This is a genomic window from Agarivorans sp. TSD2052 (genome assembly GCF_023238625.1).
Classification (GTDB): Bacteria; Pseudomonadota; Gammaproteobacteria; order Enterobacterales; family Celerinatantimonadaceae; genus Agarivorans.
In genome coordinates this window covers 1,235,831-1,253,579 of sequence record NZ_CP096670.1, presented here as the reverse complement: position 1 = coordinate 1,253,579, position 17,749 = coordinate 1,235,831, and the positions used below count along the sequence as shown (strand labels likewise).

Below are 17,749 nucleotides of genomic sequence, written 5' to 3'. Positions count from 1 at the left end.
ACAGGTATGGAAATGCTCACTCAATTAAGCGTACAAAATTTTGCGATTGTTCGATTTCTTGAACTCGACTTACATCAAGGTATGACCACCATTACTGGCGAAACCGGTGCCGGTAAGTCGATTGCGATTGACGCACTAGGCTTGTGTTTAGGTAATCGCGCCGAAGCATCAATGGTTAGGCAAGATGCCGACAAAGCTGAAATCAGCGCTCAATTTGATATAAGTACCAATCAGCGAGCCCAATTGTGGTTACAACAAAATGAGCTGCTGAGTGACGACGAATGCATTTTGCGTCGAGTAGTCACTAAAGAAGGCCGCTCTAAAGCTTATATTAATGGCACCGCTGTACCTTTGGCACAACTTAAGAGCTTAGGCCAATACCTGATCAGCATTCACGGCCAGCATGCACATCAACTGCTGCTAAAACCTAGCCAGCAGCTTTCTATCGTCGACCAATATGCCGCTCATCCGCAGTTAATAGGCGAAGTAAAACAAGCCTACCAAATGTGGAAGGGCCTGTGTAACGAGCAAGAGTTAGCAGAACAACAGCAGAAAGAACTCGCCGCTCAGCGACAACTACTTGAATACCAAGTGAAAGAGTTAGACGAATTTGCCCTTCAAGAAGGCGAATACCAAAGCATTGAGCGGCAACACCAATGTTTATCACATAGTACCGAGTTGCAACAAACCAGCTACCAGCTTACTCAGTTGCTGGGCCATGACGAACAAGTCAATGTGCTTGATATGCTGGCTCAGGCCTGTAAAACCACCAGTCAGCTACTGGAGTTAGATCCCAAATTAGACGCCATCAATAACCTACTGCACGAAGCCCAAATACAAGTTGAAGAGGCCACATCACAACTTAGCCATTACAGTGAAGAGCTAGACGATGACCCTGAGTTATTTGCCGAGTTAGAACAACGCCTCAGCCTCGCCCTAGAACTAGCCAGGAAGCATCAAACCACCCCTGAGTTATTACCTGAGCTGCATCAAAACTTACACACCCAGCTCAATCACATGAGCCAACAAAGCGAACGTTTTGAGCACCTTGCCGAAGAAATTGAAAAAACATGGCAACACTATCTTGGCAAGGCGAATAAACTATCTAAAAGTCGCGAACGTGCTGCTAATAGTCTCAGTAAATTGATCACTAAAGAAATACATAAACTCAGTATGGCCAAAGCACAATGTGAGTTTTCAGTTCACAGTGATGCCGAGCAGTTTATCAATGCTAATGGTATTAACCGCGTTGAACTACTAGTAAGAACCAACCCAGGTCAGCCGATGCAGGCCATCGAAAAAGTCGCCTCAGGCGGTGAGCTATCCCGTATTGGCTTAGCCATTCAGGTTATCTGCTCGGCCAGCATTTTAACCCCTACCCTCATTTTTGATGAAGTTGATGTCGGTATTAGTGGCCCAACAGCTGCTGTAGTAGGCAGCATGCTTCGCCAGTTGGGTAAGCAATGTCAGGTACTATGTGTCACTCACCTTCCGCAAGTTGCCGGACATGGACACCAACAAATGTTAGTGAGCAAGCAGCAAAAGAAAAATGAAACCATCACTAATATGCAAACATTGTCAGCAAAACAACGCTTAGAAGAATTAGCGCGTTTACTTGCCGGGGACGAAATTACCCCTTCAGCCCTCGCAAACGCGCAAGAATTATTAATCAGCGACTAATTTCTTCGCGATCGATGCTTCTTTTTCTGGCGGGGCTTAGTTATGATGCCTTCCTTAACAAGGAGCTTCGATTAACCATGCGTTTTACAGCAAAGATTTTTATCCTACTAGCCAGTTTAAGTCTAAGTGCCTGTTCAGCCTTTGACTGGATGGTATACAAGATTGATATTCCCCAAGGCAATTACATCGATGATGCAAAGGTAGAACAGCTTCGAATCAACATGAGTAAAGAGCAAGTGCGATTTGTGCTGGGTACGCCAATGTTAATTGATGCTTTTGAACAAGAGCGCTGGTATTACTTATATAGTTACCAAAACGGTAATGGCCCGCTAGAAAAGCGTAACTTAGTGGTTCAATTTGTAAACGACCACTTAGCCTTAATTGAGGGTGACTATGAAGTTAGCGAAGACTTTATGGTGCCATTAGATGCCGGATAGTTCTCACTAATAGCAAAAAGCCAGATAATCATTATCTGGCTTTTTTGTTTGTTAACTGTCGGTAGTTTTTGCCTTAGGCCTACCACCGGTGGTTTTATCGGCCCTACCGGCAGCTTTAGCCCGCTCGGCACGAATTTTTCTTAGCTCTTTAGGATCAGCAATTAGTGGCCGATAAATTTCTATTCGGTCACCATCGTGCAACATTTGGCTTAATTTAGCCGCTCGACTAAATATGCCTACCGATGCAGATTCAGGGTCTATTTCTGAAAAATGGTCCACAATACCCGAAAGCTTAATAGCGGTTAATACATCACAACCCTGCTCTACCTTGCAAGCCAACAGTACTTGGCGCTCAGGCAAGCCATACACAACTTCAATATTTATTTGCTCACTCACCACTAATACACCTGTTTTGCTCTATCTACGAACGCTTGCACCATATTACCCGCTAACTCCTGAAAAACCCGACCAAAAGCGGCTGCAATCAATTTATTACTGAATTCAAAATTCAAATCTAGCATCACCTTACAGGCTTGCTCGTCTAACGCGATGAAATGCCAGACACCCGTTAAAGACTTAAATGGCCCATTGACCAAGTTCATCTGAATTGATTGGTCTTCGGTTAAGGTGTTTTCAGTGACGAAACTATTTTTTATCCCAGCCTTGGCTACGCCCACTTGCGCCAACATACTCGACGGACTCTCTTCAAGTATTTCACTGCTCACGCACCCCGGTAAAAACTGTGGGTACGCATCAACATCATTGACTAACTGGTACATTTGTTTGGCACTAAACATCACCAAAGCACTACGGTTTACTTGCGGCATAACCCACTCTTTCTTCAAATCTGGCAACATTTTAGCATTAGCTTGGCTAATCCGCACAATATCAGTTTTAAAGCCACGCTGCATGCGTATAATAGCCGCCATGAGCAAGAAAAAATCAAAATCAAAAGTAGGTTCTAATACCATCGCGCTAAATAAAAAGGCGCGCCATGATTACCGTATCGAAGACAAATTTGAAGCGGGTATGGAACTACAAGGCTGGGAAGTTAAATCCATGCGAACCGGAAAGGTTAACATCGCGGAGAGTTACGTTTACGTACGCGATGGTGAAGCTTTCATTTCAGGTTTAAACATTCAACCACTGTTATCGGCATCTACCCATGTAGTGGCCGACCCAACACGTATTCGTAAACTGCTGCTTAATCGGCGCGAGCTAGATAAGTTGATCGGCGCTGTAGAACGTCAAGGTTACACCATTGTGGCTACCGCCCTATACTGGAAAGGCTCTTGGGCTAAACTAGAAGTAGGCTTAGCCAAAGGTAAAAAAGATCAAGACAAACGCGAAGATGAAAAAGACCGCGAATGGCAACGTACTAAAGACAGAGTAATGAAACACAGCTTTAGGTAGCTAGCGGCCTAAACTGGACAAATAAACAGCATTCAAGTTTTAGTGTCTATCTGTTTGCATAGCGCTTGTGTTAGAATAGCTGAGTAATTCTGGGGCTGAATTGGATTCGACAGGATCAGGAAGGCTTGTGGAGCATGTCGTGGGGCGGTTTGCCACGTAAAAAGCCGCAAAAAAATAGTCGCAAACGACGAAAACTACGCACTAGCAGCTTAATAACCCGCTAGAGCACTTCTACCCTAGCTTCCGCTTGTAAGACGGGGAATCATAGAAGTTCAAACCCAAACAAGATAGCGAGGGATGCTTTGACTAGAGAGCTGAACCGCGAAATAGAATTCTGGTATGTTAGTAAGTGGCGTGTTTGTTCGCAGCTTGCTAACGAGATTAAAGACAAACTAAGCATGTAGCGCCATTGGTTAGAATGGTTTTGGACGCGGGTTCGAAACCCGCCAGCTCCACCAACACAAAAAAAACGGTAACTCATTGAGTTACCGTTTTTTTATATCTAAGCCACTGAGTTAGACGTATAAAAGCACTTCTTGGGCTTTTTGCTCTTCGCTTCTAATAGCGCCGTAAATGCTTCGAATGGCATGGGTTAATCAACGTAGAACCCTAGCAACCCATATGGGCTCAAGACTTTAACTTGATAGCTAATTTCCATGCCTTTCGCTATTACTTCCAACTCGATATTGCTTCCAATTAATATCATCGATTCAGTCAGCGGTGACTCGCAACCAATAATACCTATTGAGATAGTTGAATCCATCCGCTGCTATTAATGCTCAATTCGATCTTTTTCTGTCTATTTCCCTGCAACTTTTTTAGCTACCGCTCGCATATATCCGGGCATTTTGTCGGAACGCTCGTTAGGGGAAGTGGAAAAGACAAATGCTGCAAAATCTCTTTCAGGGTCGGTATAAATACCCTGATGCATATTACCATGTTTAAACATACCTCCATCAGCCCAAATATGGTCCCATTGAGCCGAATTTCGTTCAGCCTTTTCCCCTGTCCACTCAAGGCTGTAAGCTTCTTCTTCAGAACCTACATAAGCAGCCGGATCGCCAAGGGTACGAATTCGTTCCAATACTTTTGGAGTGATGACTCTTTGCTCTGAAACCACATTCCAGCTCGGTGTGAACATCATCGCGTATTTTAATGCATCTTCGATGGTTGAGTTGACCAAACCGCCACCTACAGCAGTACCATCGGATGTTAGACCAACCATAAACTGATTTTGAACACCTAACTTGGACCAAACTTTTTCGTTGAATACGTCTTTATATGTTTGGCCAGTGGCGCCTTCAATGGCCATCGTTAAAGCTTGAGTAATCGCTGTAGAATAACGGAATCGTTCTCCTGGCTCTTCACCGTCTATAGCTTGCACATTTTTTAAGACGTCTAACCATTCTCCACCTTCTTTTTGAGAGAATAGAGAAGCGAAGAATTTCTCAATCCAACTATTTGGATCAGAAAAAGCAGCAGTTGTTTCTTCAAGATCTAAACCTGAGGCCATATTTAGTGCATTTTTAACGGATACCTTGTCCCATGCGGTTCCTTTTAACTCTGGCGCATAGAATGTAATCGATTTATCAAGATCCATTTTGCCTTCACTTTCTAGCAAAATACACAAGGTTCCAACCGTGGTTTTAGATGCAGACATCCAGACATGGAAATCGCTTGGGTTCATACCAGGGTATGCTTCGAACACAACTTTTCCTTTATGAGCCATAATTATAGCTTGTACTCTGTTGTAGTCATTCCCCAAATATTCTTCTAGTTTAGGGGTTTCTGAGCCATCTTCCTGAGTAAATGTGATGTCTTTTAAATCGGGATTAATCGCTCGTTTCAGATTCCTAATATCATGGGTGGGCATAGCGATATCCACGTTGATGAATTTTGGAATATTCAAATTTACAAAAACACCGTGGTCCCCTGCCGACTGCCAATTGGGGGTACTAAATTTTTCTGTTACATCTTGAGTAAAATTAAGCGGAAATGACCCCTTCGCCTTTGATAACGGAGTAGTTAAATCGGTTATTTTACTAATGTATATTTCCTCGTGAACATCTATTTTTGTCATATCTTCAGTTTTCACATGGCTTTCCTGCCCCCCAAAAGCAAGTGTCGGTCCCATAACGAGCAAAGCAAGGTACTTCATTTTATTCATGATTTGTTTCCATTTTTTGAGTTAAAGACAGTTATGTGGGCCTCTCTTCAGATAAACCTACAAATAAATCGTGTCTTGATTTAACGAAAGTATATTGGAGACCTTGATTATCAATAACTCTTCTGAGATGGACGCAATCATCATATATACATATTTTCCCTCCAGCCTTAATCAGTACAACTAACATAAGCACAACTGAAATAGTGCTTCACCAACTAATCAATAACGAATAATGCCTAACATACTCAGGCTAGATATTAATACCGCTGTAAACCCTATCAGCTGTCTGATGAAATGGACTGCATGCATGCCCGGTTTATAGACATTGGTAAACGGGTCACTAGGCTTATAGCGAATCATTAACTGCTTTAAGGCTGATATTTCATCAAGCTTAGCCTGCGCTTTGGCGCGCGTAGTGTAATCAGCGCTAAAATCATATTCGGTCCCTGTATACACGTTCCCCCCCACTGAGAAACGGCATTGAATAGCCGGCGCATAGTAGCGAACAGATTTGTTAGAGGTATGATGTTTGAGATAACAACGCTCTAGGGTGGCAATGGCTACTGGCCAAGTTTTGCTCTGTTTAGCCTCTTCTTTACCCACAAGCCCAGTAATAAAAATAAATACACCAGAATGATAAGCATCACCCACGCAACGTTGTCTAACCAAGGCCAATCGCCAACAACAGCGCAAGGAGCAATAAGAGAGAAAACGAATAAAAACCACGTTGAATATTGGCTTTTACCCAACGCGAGTTTGATTAAAAATGCTTTCATTGGCTCATCGTCCTACTGCCTTTTAGTTTTGTTTTGTTTTGTTTTGTTAAACAAGTACACCGTAAGAAGTACGCAATAGGGTCATTTATTCATTTGTCACAGTGACAATGCGTTGGAACGTATCTTGGTCACCTGATTGATCAAGCACCTTCAATATCACCGTGTAATCTCCAGCAGTAGCGAATTGGTGAACAGGATTAGGTTCGCCAGACACTGAACCATCACCAAATTCCCACTGCCATTGAGACACTACGCTAGTACTTTGGCTATTATCCGTGAACTCGCTCTGAAGCCCATGGGTACTATGCGTAAAGTGACTTAACACCCCTTCTTCAAATAACTTTATTTTCACTGCCTTAAACGCCGTAACCACGTCTTGAGTTGGCAGGCCTAGCTCTCCGGCTGACTCAATAATACATTTGGCGGCATCGGGTAATGTAGAATCGGCTTGCCAGCAAGTCTTCGCTGCATGTAAAAACACCTGATATGCAGACGCCACTCCCCATTGATTCGATAGCAAATAAAACGGATAAGTGATTAATCCAATACGAAGGTAATAGTTGTCACCAGCCTCGCTGTAGTCAAAATAGCTAGCCACTGCGGCAGATTCAGTGGTGATAGAATCTAAACGTCGGGTTGCCCCATGAGATTCAGCACCATGAATCCAAAGATGATCCGCTTCGTCATATTGAAATTCATGCTTAATTAACACCCCTGATATGTCAGAAAAGGCCTCGTGTAGAGTTCTCCCATCAACACTCAATTGGTTAGGAAATAGTGTTAAGGCAGACACTCGGCTCAACACGCCATGAGCCACTTCATGGGCAATGACGTCGAGTGACGCGGTAGAATACTGACTAGGATAACCATCACTAAAACTGGCGTAGGTACCGTCCCAAAATGCATCAACAATAAATTCGTAACCGTAGTGCACTCTTAAACGAATCTTGTCTTCTAGCGGAGGCTCGCCCAAATGCTTAAGGAAAGTGTCATATACAAAGGTTCCGTAAAACATCGCGTCATTCAATGTTGAATATGTCCACACGCCTATTTCGTCAGATATTGCTTTATATTCATTGATTGGCGATTCACCACATAAGAACTGGTATGGCGGATAGGCCGCTTCATTCACCTGATTAGGTCCCGGCGAGTAGACCCCACTTTCCCAATTTGTGTCCCTGCGATTGTTCATATCTGAAACAGCAACCAGCCCATTATCATATTGGCAGGTTCCCCCTGCAGCTGCCGATTTATAAGCAAGTATTTTGGGTCGATCTACTCCATAGTACCAAGCTTCCTTTTCATTCCCGCCAGAACCTGAAACTTCTGCATTACCTTTAAAATCATCAAACTTTACAACAGCCTGCTTAGCCAATTGCGGGTCTTCATTGTTGATAAGCAATAATAATTTGTTAACACCTTCCGGCACCGAAGTATTATTTGGCAGCGCCACATTATAGGGATGGTTTAATACCAATTGGAGTATCGGATCACCCACCGGCCGCGCTTGTTGGTCTAACCAATATACGCTGACATCCAAATTTTCAGTAAACGCTTCCCCTTGAGCATTGCGAATGCTCATATGAATAGCGCCAGATAGCTGGTCAATGGTGGCGTCTCTATCTCTAAAGTAAGCTTTTTCTATATATGGGATTTGGCTAACCACCACGGTCTCTGCATCGCCTCCACCACCGCCACAAGAAGACAACAACATCGCGATTAGCGTGGCGTTTGATAAATTCCCTAGATGCCTAACTGTAAGCCAGTTAAGTGTGTTTTCCACAAAGGTGGACTGGATATTTAAGATGCTAAAATTCACTGATGACTATCCCTGTCTATAAATGCTTTTTTTTGTTTTCTAAGTAAGTCATCTGGCACTATGGCGCATTAACTTGGAGCTTGGTTATACCGATTGAGTAAAGCGCCGCTACTTAAGCTTGAACCTATCTTGCTAGGCCTTAACTCGAGCAAGTAGATTAACGCTTTCACAAATGACACAGCAAGGCATAATGGCACTGAAAAGCTGGTTTCTCATAAAACCTTCAAGCGCTTTATTGTAACTAAACATTTAAGGAGGCTAAATGTCCCGCGGTATCTACGAGCTGTCCCTTGGTATCATTAATGACTGAACCGAGCACTGTTATCACTGTGTCAGTAGCCTCTATGAAGGACTTGATCAAGGCGTGTCTATTGCTTCCTCCCATCGGCAAAGATCAGTACCTGCGTTTACACCTAAACCATGAAGATACACAAAACCCCTTAGCTCGTGTTTCAGAGGCCCGTCTATTAGCGCTGTGGCATCTGTTAGCAGAATTTAGCCCATCTGATGATTTCGGACTAATTTTAGGCCAAACGATTGACCCTCAGTCAAAAGGTTTATTGGCCAGTTGGGTGAGCCAATCTGATAACCTTGGAGAAGCGTTGAATGTTTTTCAACAAAACATTGCCTTGATGAACGCCTCTGAACGCTGGGAAATTGAACATGATCAAAAAATCTGCTCACTAACGCTTTATATTGACGAAAATAGGGGCTATCCCTACCAAGCTATTGAACGCAGTATGGCCGCATTAGTATCATGGGCTAGAGCGCTCAGCTCGGACTATCTCTCCATCCAAAGTGCTAGTTTTACTTTTAAGCAACCCGCTTATCTAGACAAATACATCGCAATTTTTGGCGAAAACTTAAGCTTTAACGACACTCAAAACCGGCTGTCATTCTCCTCAAAATTGCTTGAACACCCCATAACAACTGGCAACCGTTACCTAAAATCTGTCATGGCTAAGTCAGCCTCCGAGGCATTAGATACCATTAAACACCCACAAAAAATCAAAAACCAGGTAGCAGAGATAATCGGAGAGCATCTTACTGAAGGCCATATTATTCGAGTTGATGATCTCAGCGCGCAATTGCATATGAGTCGCCAAACGTTGTATCGCAGACTAGAGCAAGAAAAGACCAGCTTCGTGGCTATCGTTGACCAGATCAGAAAAAAGCGTGCAGCAACGCTAATTAGAGCGGGAAAATTAACTATTCTTGAAATTAGCTATAGCCTAGGTTTTAGCGACAGCAGCAGTTTTCACAAGGCTTTTAAGAGATGGTTTGGTGTCACGCCTAGGGAGTACACCCCTCCTCCAGAGTAATGCCCATTACTTTGCGCCGAATCTTTTGCGGCATAAAACCTTTACTTCAATCAAATACGCCCTGGTCGTAGTGGCGAAAACCTCCACGTTTTGTCTCAAAGCCGGATACGTTCAGATGCTAGGGCGACACGAAACCAATCTATAACAAAATAATCATGCCTCCCAAGACCAAAACCACACTAAAACAAAGGGTTATATTGGTGAAAATGTATCCATCAGCGCATGTTTATTGTGCATTAACGTCCTCACTGAAGATTAACCCCACTCACCAGCCAAAACTAAATAAGACAACATAACCCCCTAAAATAAAACAATAAATAGTCATCCCATATTTAACGAAAAGACATTCTTGACCACTTGGCCAAGTTATTGCTTCGTAGCCAACGACTGACCAAGTGGTCAAGTAAAAAGTTATTACACAGTAAGGGAATACAATAATGAACAAACGCATCAAGTTAGCTTCTTTAGCATTATCTAGTTTAGTCATTGCCGGTTCGGCTTCAGCCGAAATGCAGTGGAGTGACTTTAGCCTAAGTTATCTTTACGGTACCGATTATGAATTTACCCCAAATGGTAAAATGCAGGTAATGACGCTAGAGCATACCAGCGGGCACAGCTGGGGAGACAACTTTCTGTTTATCGACAGAACAATGCCATCTGAGGGATCAAGTAGCTTTTATGGAGAGCTATCTCCACGTTTGAGTTTTGGTAAATTAACCAGCAGCGACTTAAGTTTTGGGCCGATTAATGATGTGCTCATCGCGGGTACATGGGAAATGGGCGATGGCTTTGATAACTTCCTATACGGGGTAGGTGTAGGTTTAACTGTCCCAGGATTCAAATACTTCAACCTGAACCTATACCATGCCAGTAACGACGTTTGGGATGATGATAATCAGCTTACGATCACTTGGGGTGCACCGTTCAGCATTGGCAATCAAGATTTCTTAATTGATGGCTTCATGGACTGGTCAACGGCCAGTGATACCAATAAGTCAGAAATGAACCTAACTCCGCAATTTAAGTGGAACGCGGGTAAAAATTTCAACTTGAAGTCACCACTCTACTTAGGTGTTGAGTATGCCTATTGGAACAATAAATACGGCTCTGATGTAGACGAGCGCGTGGCATCATTGTTAGTGAAGTGGCACTTCTAAAGCAGACTTATGCTAGCCGGTCAGTAGTGTCTGGCTAGCTAGTCATCAAGGTAATCATATTCGACAGCTCAAAAATTGAACGCTAAAAATCAATTTTTTTTGATTTTTCTATAATCCCTACGCACATCGTGTTAGTAATACCTCTAATCTAAGGCTAAGTCTTTAATACAAGTACATGTGTTTACATGAACCTGTTGCTAATGGCTGAATCTTTCTACAACTATATGGTGGGTTAAGTGTTTCTTTTAGTGAGTTTTTTGTGTCTTGCTATTTTTGTGTCCTTTCTATGTTCGGTGCTAGAGGCTGTGTTGCTCAGCGTATCGCCTAGTTATATTCAGTTGCAGCAGCAACAGTACCCCAAAATGGCCAGCAATTTAGCCAAATTGAAAGACAGTATCGATAAGCCTTTAGCGGCAATTTTAACCCTCAATACCGTAGCACATACTGCCGGAGCGGCAGGTGTAGGTGCCCAAGTAGCCTCACTATACGGCTCCCAATATCTGGCTATTTCGTCGGCCATTATGACGGTGCTGGTATTGGTATTATCCGAAATCATCCCCAAAACCTTAGGTGTAACCTACTGGCGTAAGCTGGCCCCTTTCGCCGCTTGGCTGCTACCGATAATGATTAAGGTTTTTTATCCTTTTGTTTGGTTAAGCGACCGTATTACCGATCGCATTGGCAAGCATGAAGAAGACTTCTCAAGCTTGCGCGAAGAAATCAGCGCATTAGCCGAACTGGGTCACCAGCAAGGGGTGATTGAGCCAGGTGAATCGCAAGTATTGCGCAACTTACTGCAACTAGAAAAGTTAAAAGTCACCGAAGTAATGACCCCACGCGCAGTGGTACATCGCATCGAACAGCAAAGTACCGTGGCCGACTTTATTGCATCACACTTAGCCGAGCCTTTCTCGCGGATCCCTGTATACCAAGATGATCGCGACAATTTTGTTTCCTATGTACATAAGCAAGACATCATGGGGGCGGCACTCAATAATCTTGGTGATAAACCAGTAGGTGATTTGTCTCGTGATCTACTCATGCTTCCCGCCAGTGTCAGCGTGCGTCATGCCTATCAGAGCTTGTTGCAAGCCCGCGATTTAATTGCAGTGGTAGTAAACGAATATGGCGAAGTACAAGGTTTACTGACTATGGAAGATATATTGGAAACCTTACTTGGCCAAGAAATCATTGACGAGAGTGACGCCATTGAAGATATGCAACGCCTAGCTCGCTTCCAATGGTTACGCCGTTTACGCAGTAAGAAACAACGTTACAGCCGCTAGCTTTATCTTTAAGTACTTAGCCTTACAGTAGGTTTCGCCTTGACGGTGACTCCCTTTTTCTTTGAAGACCAAAGAAAAAGGGAGGAAAAAGAAAGGCCGCCCTGCGCCCTGCATCTTCTCGCTCCTAGGGTCCTCCCACTAAAACCCAACAATTGAAACTCACTACAGTCAAACAACCATCTGCTTGTTCGCTTAAGTACTATGCGACTCAACGCAGGTGAAGGGGAAATAACAGCCAAGGAAAATACAGAGCGATTATTACTAGATAACAAAGAGTCGAGTGACAAACCAAAAAAATCAGCCCTGCGGCTGATTTAAATACACTTTAGCAACTAAATTAATAGGTCTTGTAAGGCAAGAACTTACCCGATAACACCACATTTACCCGATCACCGTTTGGGTTTTCCTCACGCTTAATATCCATAGAGAAATCAATCGCGCTCATAATGCCATCACCAAACTCTTCGTGAATGAGTTCTTTGATAGTGCTGCCATATACGTTAACCACTTCATACCAGCGATAAATAAGCGGATCAGTTGGCACAGCCGTTGGCAGCGAGCCTTTGTAAGGGGCTATTTGCAACCAGGCTACGGCTTCGTCAGATAACTCAAATAAGTCGCCCACCACTTCTGCTTGAGACTTATCAAAGGTCATTTGCCCTAAACAAGCGGCGGTAGTCCACTCTTTAGACAAACCAATGGCCGTTGCCACTTCACTCCATTTAATGCCTTTTTTCACTTTAGTGGCAACAATTAACTGGGTTACTTCTTCTCTACTGGTAATCATCTGTGCTTCCTTTCATTTACTGTAATGATTCATAACATCGTTTAAAAACAATACTGACTGAATGGCTATCACGCTCGCTAGGTACTCACTAAATAAAGTACCACCACAGCTAAAATCGCAGATATTCCCTGCCATACAACCACCGGGTTACGCTCTACTAAAGGTGCCCGTGTTTTATGTAAAAAGTCTTTATTAGGTTGGCGTAAATCACAGAGAAATTCGGTGATTTGTTCTTGGCGCTTTTGGGGGTTAACTTGTAACGCTTTTTCTAAAGCATCATCTATCCACACCGGTACTTCACTGTCTTTATCTAGCACCGATTGGTAAACCAAGCGTTTTTGCGCAGCTCGGCTTTTGGCGCCTGCCACTTTTGTCCCGTAGGGGTAACGCCCAGACAACATGTAATAGCTGATAACGGCTAAAGAGAACAGCTCGGCACGAGTGCTTCCTCCCTCACCTAAAAACAACTCTGGGGCAGAGTATAAGGCAGTGCCTAATAAATGCTGTTGGGTTATCTCTTGGGTTTGCTCGGCAAGACCTGCCGCCCACACAGAACCAAAATCGATAATTTTAATGGTGCCGGTTTTATCTATCATGATGTTATCGGGCTTGAGATCTTGATGCAGCATGTCCATGCGATGAAACGCTCGCAATCCTTTAGCCACCTGCTCAACAATTTCTCTTACCCTGCTAAGGTCGGCTTTTGGGTTGTCGGTAATCCACTGAGCGAGTGTTTGCCCTTCTACGTATTCAAATACGGTATACAAATAATTACGTTCACGCGGGGTTCGGTTGGCTTTGAGCACATACGCACTGTTAATGCGCCGTGCTATCCATTCTTCAGTAAGAAAACGCTCTAAATACTCTGGCACCTCGCGCATATCAACCGACGGCGTTTTAAGAATAACCTGCTGACCCGATTGCTCATCTAAGGCCAAATAAACATGGCTACGACTACTGGCATGAATTTGTCGAACAATGCTGTAGCCATCAAACTGCATTCGCGCCTCTAACAGCGGCGGAAAAGGCAGCACTTCGACTTGTTTCTTGAGAAGCAGACCGGTTTGTGACGCTAGTTGGTCTACTCGAATAATTTGTAAGCTAAGGTTATCGTCACTACCTGCCGCATAGGCTTGTTCAACGATATGTTTGGCGGCGACTTCTAAATCATCAGGATAGTTTTGAATAGTGCTGTTCACCAACGCGGCATCTATAAACTCATACACACCATCAGTAGCGAGTAGAAAAATATCGCCGGTGCTAACCCGTAAACTTTGGTAATCAAACTCACAGTATTCACTGATACCTAGGGCTCGACTTAGATAACTTTTATTTTCACCGGCCCATAAGCGGTGATCTTTTGTCAGTTGCTCTAGGCCATTGTCATTTAAACGATAAACCCGCGTATCCCCCACATGAAAAATATGGGCGGTATTTCCCTTAATGACCAAGGCACTAAAGGTACATACATAACCTTTGTTTTTATCGTAGTGATAAGGGCTTTGTTGCGACTGGGAGTACAACCAAGAGTTGGTAGCGTCTAGCACCTTTTCTGCCGAGTGCTGCACAGACCACACTTCAGACGTACAATAATAATCGTCTAAGAAACTTTTTACTGCTGTTTCGCTAGCGACTTGGCTAACTTCGCTGCTGCTAATGCCATCGGCCATAACAGCAGCGAACCCTTTGTGACTAAGCTGCGAGCCTCGCGGAGTAGATACGCCATAACAATCTTGATTAAGCGCCTTACGGCCTTTATCAGAACACTGGCCTATCGAAACACTCAGCTGGCTCGTCATTGATTAACCTTATGCGTTAACAGAAGCTGTTTTGCTAGGCGCTTCTACCGCTGATTTAGCGACTTTACGCTTAGGCGCTGTTCTGATGTGCGTGGTGTAAAGGGTTAGACCGGTAAAGGCTAATCCGCCCACTAGGTTACCTAAAGCCGTAGGGATTTCGTTCCAAAGGAAGTAATCCATCACCGAGAAATCACCGCCCATGATTAGGCCAAATGGGAACAAGAACATGTTTACTACAGAGTGCTCGAAGCCCATGTAGAAGAACAAGAATATTGGCATCCACATAGCGATAACTTTACCGCTAACATTGGTAGAAATCATCGCGCCTACTACACCCATTGATACCATCCAGTTACACAACATGCCGCGAACAAAAATAGTAAACCAACCTGCCACACCGTGTTCTGCATAACCTACGGTACGCGCTTCACCAATGGCTGCTGCTTTAGCACCCACCGCACCAGCTTCGATGTTAAAGCCGTAAGTGAAAATAAAGGCCATCATCACCGCAACGGTTAAGGCTCCACCAAAGTTACCTAAAAACACTAAGCCCCAGTTACGCAACAAGCCAGGTACATCTACGCCGGGCCGTTTATCTAGCAGCGCCAACGGCACTAAAACAAACACTCCTGTTAATAAGTCAAAACCCATCAAATAAAGCATACAAAAACCAACGGGGAACAAGATTGCCCCGATTAAGAAGTTACCGGTGTTTACCGCAATGGTAATAGCAAAGATAGCGGCAAGCGCCAAAATGGCCCCCGCCATAAATGCGCGAATAACGGTATCTCGGGTTGACATGAATACTTTAGATTCACCGGCATCAACCATTTTGGTAACAAACTCTGAAGGAGCTAGATAAGACATAATATTTCCCTATATTGCTTAGTAGTAAAGTAAAACTGTCGGTTTGATTCAGCGTGTTCATTGGTACGTACCAGTGATACACCTTTCACAAGTAGAGCACTTGGCTCTTGATTTACTTGCTGCTTGGGTCTGTCCTTGACCTACAACAAGGATTTTGCAAATGTTGCGCCAGCTCACACAAAAACCACACAAAACCCCAACAATGCAGTAACCATAGAGGCTTATACCGTTCTTTTAGTTTACTTTTGATCACCACTAGTTTGATATATTGCACTGCATTCGCCTCGTCTTGCACCAAATAAGACCGCGAATGAGGATTCATCGCTGAAAATACAGCCAAATCACGCTTAATTACCGGTTAATCAATAAATTCGCTGAATAGATAACGTTTTTTCGTGAAACCAAATTTGTGTTTTGCAATGAGATAGGCGACGCAGCATATTGTTGAAGCTTGTTATAAAGTAATGCGCATTTATCGATAGTTGCGAACTATAGGAAAACCAATGAAGCCCGAGATGCGGCACGCCATTATGGAAAAAGCGGTTAAGGCCCTGCAAGCTGGCAAGTACAGCCAGGCTATTTCAACCATAAACAAGATCAACAAGCTAAAATCACAGCAAGACTATAAAAGCCTTGAGTTAGAGGCCTATGCGCTGTTTCAGCAACAAAAAATTGACCGCGCATTAACTCATTACCAAAACCTGCTAGCCTATGCTGAAAATGACCAACAAAGAAATGCTACCTACAAAAATATTGGTAATGCCCAAAAAGCACTAGGCTTTACTCAAGCCGCAATTGCCTCATATCAGCAGTGCTTTAACTATGACAGCAGTATTGGCAATGCCAACATTGCCGCCTCATTAGGTGAATGCTATTTAGATGAAGACCGCTATTCAGAGCTAGAAGCCTTAGCGGAAAAGATGCAAAGCTGGTCAGGGTATTTCGCCCCAGCCCAAGCCTTATTGATATCGGCGGCAAAAAAACAGAATCAAAAACAAATAGCGCTAGCGCGTATAGAGGCCTTACTCGAACACTCAACATTTGTTGAAGAGTGGCAATTGGAGTTCTCCATAGACACCTTAATGTTTATTAGAGAGCACCACAAAGCGGCCCAACTGCTAAAACAAGCCGAATTAGATTTTGTCAATAAAGCATGGATTAGTTATTACCAAGCAGAGTTAGCAGCACGAGATAATAAGCACCAACAAGTCATTGAATTGTTATGTAATGAACGACTTGAACGTTTAGATTTTATGCGTAAAAAAGCCGCTTATAAACTACGCGCAGAAGCCTACGATAAGCAGCAACAGTTTGCTGAAGCCTTTGTCGATTTCACGGCTATGGCCAAATTAAACCACCAACGAGCGCAAAGTTTAGTGTTAAAAGATAAAGTCGCACTTTACCAAAAGCTTGATCTTTCTTTCTTAAAACCAACCGAAGCGAACAAGGAAACAGGTGCACAACCGGTATTTATGATGGGCTTTAATCGCTCGGGCACAACCCTGCTAGAAAACATCTTAGATACCCATGAAAAGGTGACAACATTGAGTGAAACCCGCTCATTGTTTAACGTTACTGAGGCATTCAGCCTACAGCTGAAGAAACGTTACCCACAAGATTTGCCCAGCTTAACTGAACAAGAGTTAAGCTTGCTTCGCCAAGAGTATTTTAGTTATTTAGACTCAATCAATATCGAGTTAAGTACAAGCAACTGCCTTATCGATAAATTTCCCCTTTACACCATTGATATACCGCTGATAGTAAGTCTATTTCCAAATGCCAAAATTATCTTTTGTTTACGCCACCCCGCCGATACGTGCTTAAGTAACTTCCAACAAAACTCAGCCAACAACCAAGAACAAGCTCGGCTAAACCGTTTAGAAGACTGCTTCAAGCGTTACCAGCAAGTGTTTACCCTGTTTAAGCGCTACCAAAACGAGCTCAACTTAAACATGCATTTTGTACGCTATGAAGACTTAGTCGACAACCTAGAGCAAGAAGCGAGCAAAGTATTTGAATTTTTAGGGCTGGAGCCAAGCGCAAACTGTTTACACTTCGATAAACACGCACAAAAGAAAATCGTGCTATCGGCTTCAAGCAACCAGGTAGTAAAGCCTATTTATACAGAATCACGCTACAAGTGGCTTAATTACCATCAACACCTTGCCCCCCATATCCCACTGATCAATGAGTTTATTGAACAGTTTGAATATCAAAAAGTTGGATAAAATAGCGTATA

15 protein-coding genes and 1 other RNA gene are annotated in these 17,749 nt (G+C 43.4%); 8 read left to right on the top strand and 8 right to left on the bottom strand.

The features are described 5' to 3' along the window. Nucleotides 1-12: 12 nt before the first annotated feature. The gene (gene recN, locus M0C34_RS05625; protein ID WP_248714676.1) at nt 13-1,680 is read left to right on the top strand and encodes a DNA repair protein RecN; all 1,668 of its coding nucleotides are present in this window, start codon (nt 13-15) and stop codon (nt 1,678-1,680) included. Between the two features lie 77 nt (nt 1,681-1,757). Next, the gene (locus M0C34_RS05620; protein ID WP_248714675.1) at nt 1,758-2,117 is read left to right on the top strand and encodes an outer membrane protein assembly factor BamE; all 360 of its coding nucleotides are present in this window, start codon (nt 1,758-1,760) and stop codon (nt 2,115-2,117) included. Between the two features lie 51 nt (nt 2,118-2,168). Here M0C34_RS05620 and M0C34_RS05615 read toward each other — a convergent pair whose 3' ends face one another. Then, nucleotides 2,169-2,516: an RnfH family protein gene (locus M0C34_RS05615; RefSeq protein WP_248714674.1), complete on the bottom strand. Its 348-nt coding sequence runs from the start codon at nt 2,514-2,516 to the stop codon at nt 2,169-2,171. Continuing rightward, complete coding sequence (locus M0C34_RS05610; RefSeq protein ID WP_248715598.1) at nt 2,516-2,944, bottom strand: SRPBCC family protein; 429 nt, start codon at nt 2,942-2,944, stop codon at nt 2,516-2,518. The genes M0C34_RS05615 and M0C34_RS05610 overlap by 1 nt, the downstream gene beginning before the upstream one ends. Nucleotides 2,945-3,044: 100 nt before the next feature. On the opposite strand from M0C34_RS05610, the gene smpB reads away from it, so the two are divergent. Together smpB and ssrA are read left to right on the top strand one after the other, a co-directional pair. Continuing rightward, complete coding sequence (gene smpB, locus M0C34_RS05605) at nt 3,045-3,530, top strand: SsrA-binding protein SmpB (RefSeq protein WP_248714673.1); 486 nt, start codon at nt 3,045-3,047, stop codon at nt 3,528-3,530. Between the two features lie 91 nt (nt 3,531-3,621). Further along, nucleotides 3,622-3,988, top strand: a transfer-messenger RNA (tmRNA) gene (gene ssrA, locus M0C34_RS05600). Nucleotides 3,989-4,329: 341 nt separating this feature from the next. Here ssrA and M0C34_RS05595 read toward each other — a convergent pair. The 3 genes from M0C34_RS05595 to M0C34_RS05585 form a co-directional block, all read right to left on the bottom strand. Further along, on the bottom strand, nt 4,330-5,697 hold the full coding sequence (locus M0C34_RS05595) for a serine hydrolase domain-containing protein (RefSeq protein WP_248714672.1): 1,368 nt from the start codon (nt 5,695-5,697) through the stop codon (nt 4,330-4,332). Nucleotides 5,698-5,916: 219 nt separating this feature from the next. Then, nucleotides 5,917-6,366, bottom strand: a complete 450-nt coding sequence (locus tag M0C34_RS05590; RefSeq protein ID WP_248714671.1) for a DUF3592 domain-containing protein — start codon at nt 6,364-6,366, stop codon at nt 5,917-5,919. A gap of 192 nt (nt 6,367-6,558) precedes the next feature. After that, nucleotides 6,559-8,292 carry a PKD domain-containing protein gene (locus M0C34_RS05585; RefSeq protein ID WP_248714670.1) on the bottom strand — a complete coding sequence of 578 codons (1,734 nt, stop codon included), beginning with the start codon at nt 8,290-8,292 and terminating at the stop codon, nt 6,559-6,561. 344 nt (nt 8,293-8,636) lie between these two features. Between M0C34_RS05585 and M0C34_RS05580 the strand changes: the two genes are divergently transcribed. From M0C34_RS05580 to M0C34_RS05570, 3 genes are all read left to right on the top strand, one after another. Beyond that, nucleotides 8,637-9,614: an AraC family transcriptional regulator gene (locus M0C34_RS05580; protein WP_248714669.1), complete on the top strand. Its 978-nt coding sequence runs from the start codon at nt 8,637-8,639 to the stop codon at nt 9,612-9,614. A 437-nt stretch (nt 9,615-10,051) separates the two neighbouring features. Then, nucleotides 10,052-10,771 (top strand): outer membrane protein OmpK, encoded by a 720-nt coding sequence (locus M0C34_RS05575; RefSeq protein ID WP_248714668.1) that lies wholly within the window; start codon nt 10,052-10,054, stop codon nt 10,769-10,771. 236 nt (nt 10,772-11,007) lie between these two features. Next, complete coding sequence (locus M0C34_RS05570; protein WP_248714667.1) at nt 11,008-12,057, top strand: hemolysin family protein; 1,050 nt, start codon at nt 11,008-11,010, stop codon at nt 12,055-12,057. A 337-nt stretch (nt 12,058-12,394) separates the two neighbouring features. Here M0C34_RS05570 and cynS read toward each other — a convergent pair whose 3' ends face one another. The 3 genes from cynS to M0C34_RS05555 form a co-directional block, all read right to left on the bottom strand. Continuing rightward, complete coding sequence (cynS, locus tag M0C34_RS05565; RefSeq protein ID WP_248714666.1) at nt 12,395-12,844, bottom strand: cyanase; 450 nt, start codon at nt 12,842-12,844, stop codon at nt 12,395-12,397. Between the two features lie 77 nt (nt 12,845-12,921). Next, the gene (locus tag M0C34_RS05560) at nt 12,922-14,643 is read right to left on the bottom strand and encodes a bifunctional protein-serine/threonine kinase/phosphatase (protein ID WP_248714665.1); all 1,722 of its coding nucleotides are present in this window, start codon (nt 14,641-14,643) and stop codon (nt 12,922-12,924) included. Nucleotides 14,644-14,652: 9 nt separating this feature from the next. Then, the gene (locus tag M0C34_RS05555; RefSeq protein ID WP_248714664.1) at nt 14,653-15,510 is read right to left on the bottom strand and encodes a formate/nitrite transporter family protein; all 858 of its coding nucleotides are present in this window, start codon (nt 15,508-15,510) and stop codon (nt 14,653-14,655) included. Between the two features lie 503 nt (nt 15,511-16,013). On the opposite strand from M0C34_RS05555, the gene M0C34_RS05550 reads away from it, so the two are divergent. Continuing rightward, nucleotides 16,014-17,738: a tetratricopeptide repeat-containing sulfotransferase family protein gene (locus tag M0C34_RS05550; protein ID WP_248714663.1), complete on the top strand. Its 1,725-nt coding sequence runs from the start codon at nt 16,014-16,016 to the stop codon at nt 17,736-17,738. Nucleotides 17,739-17,749: the final 11 nt, after the last annotated feature.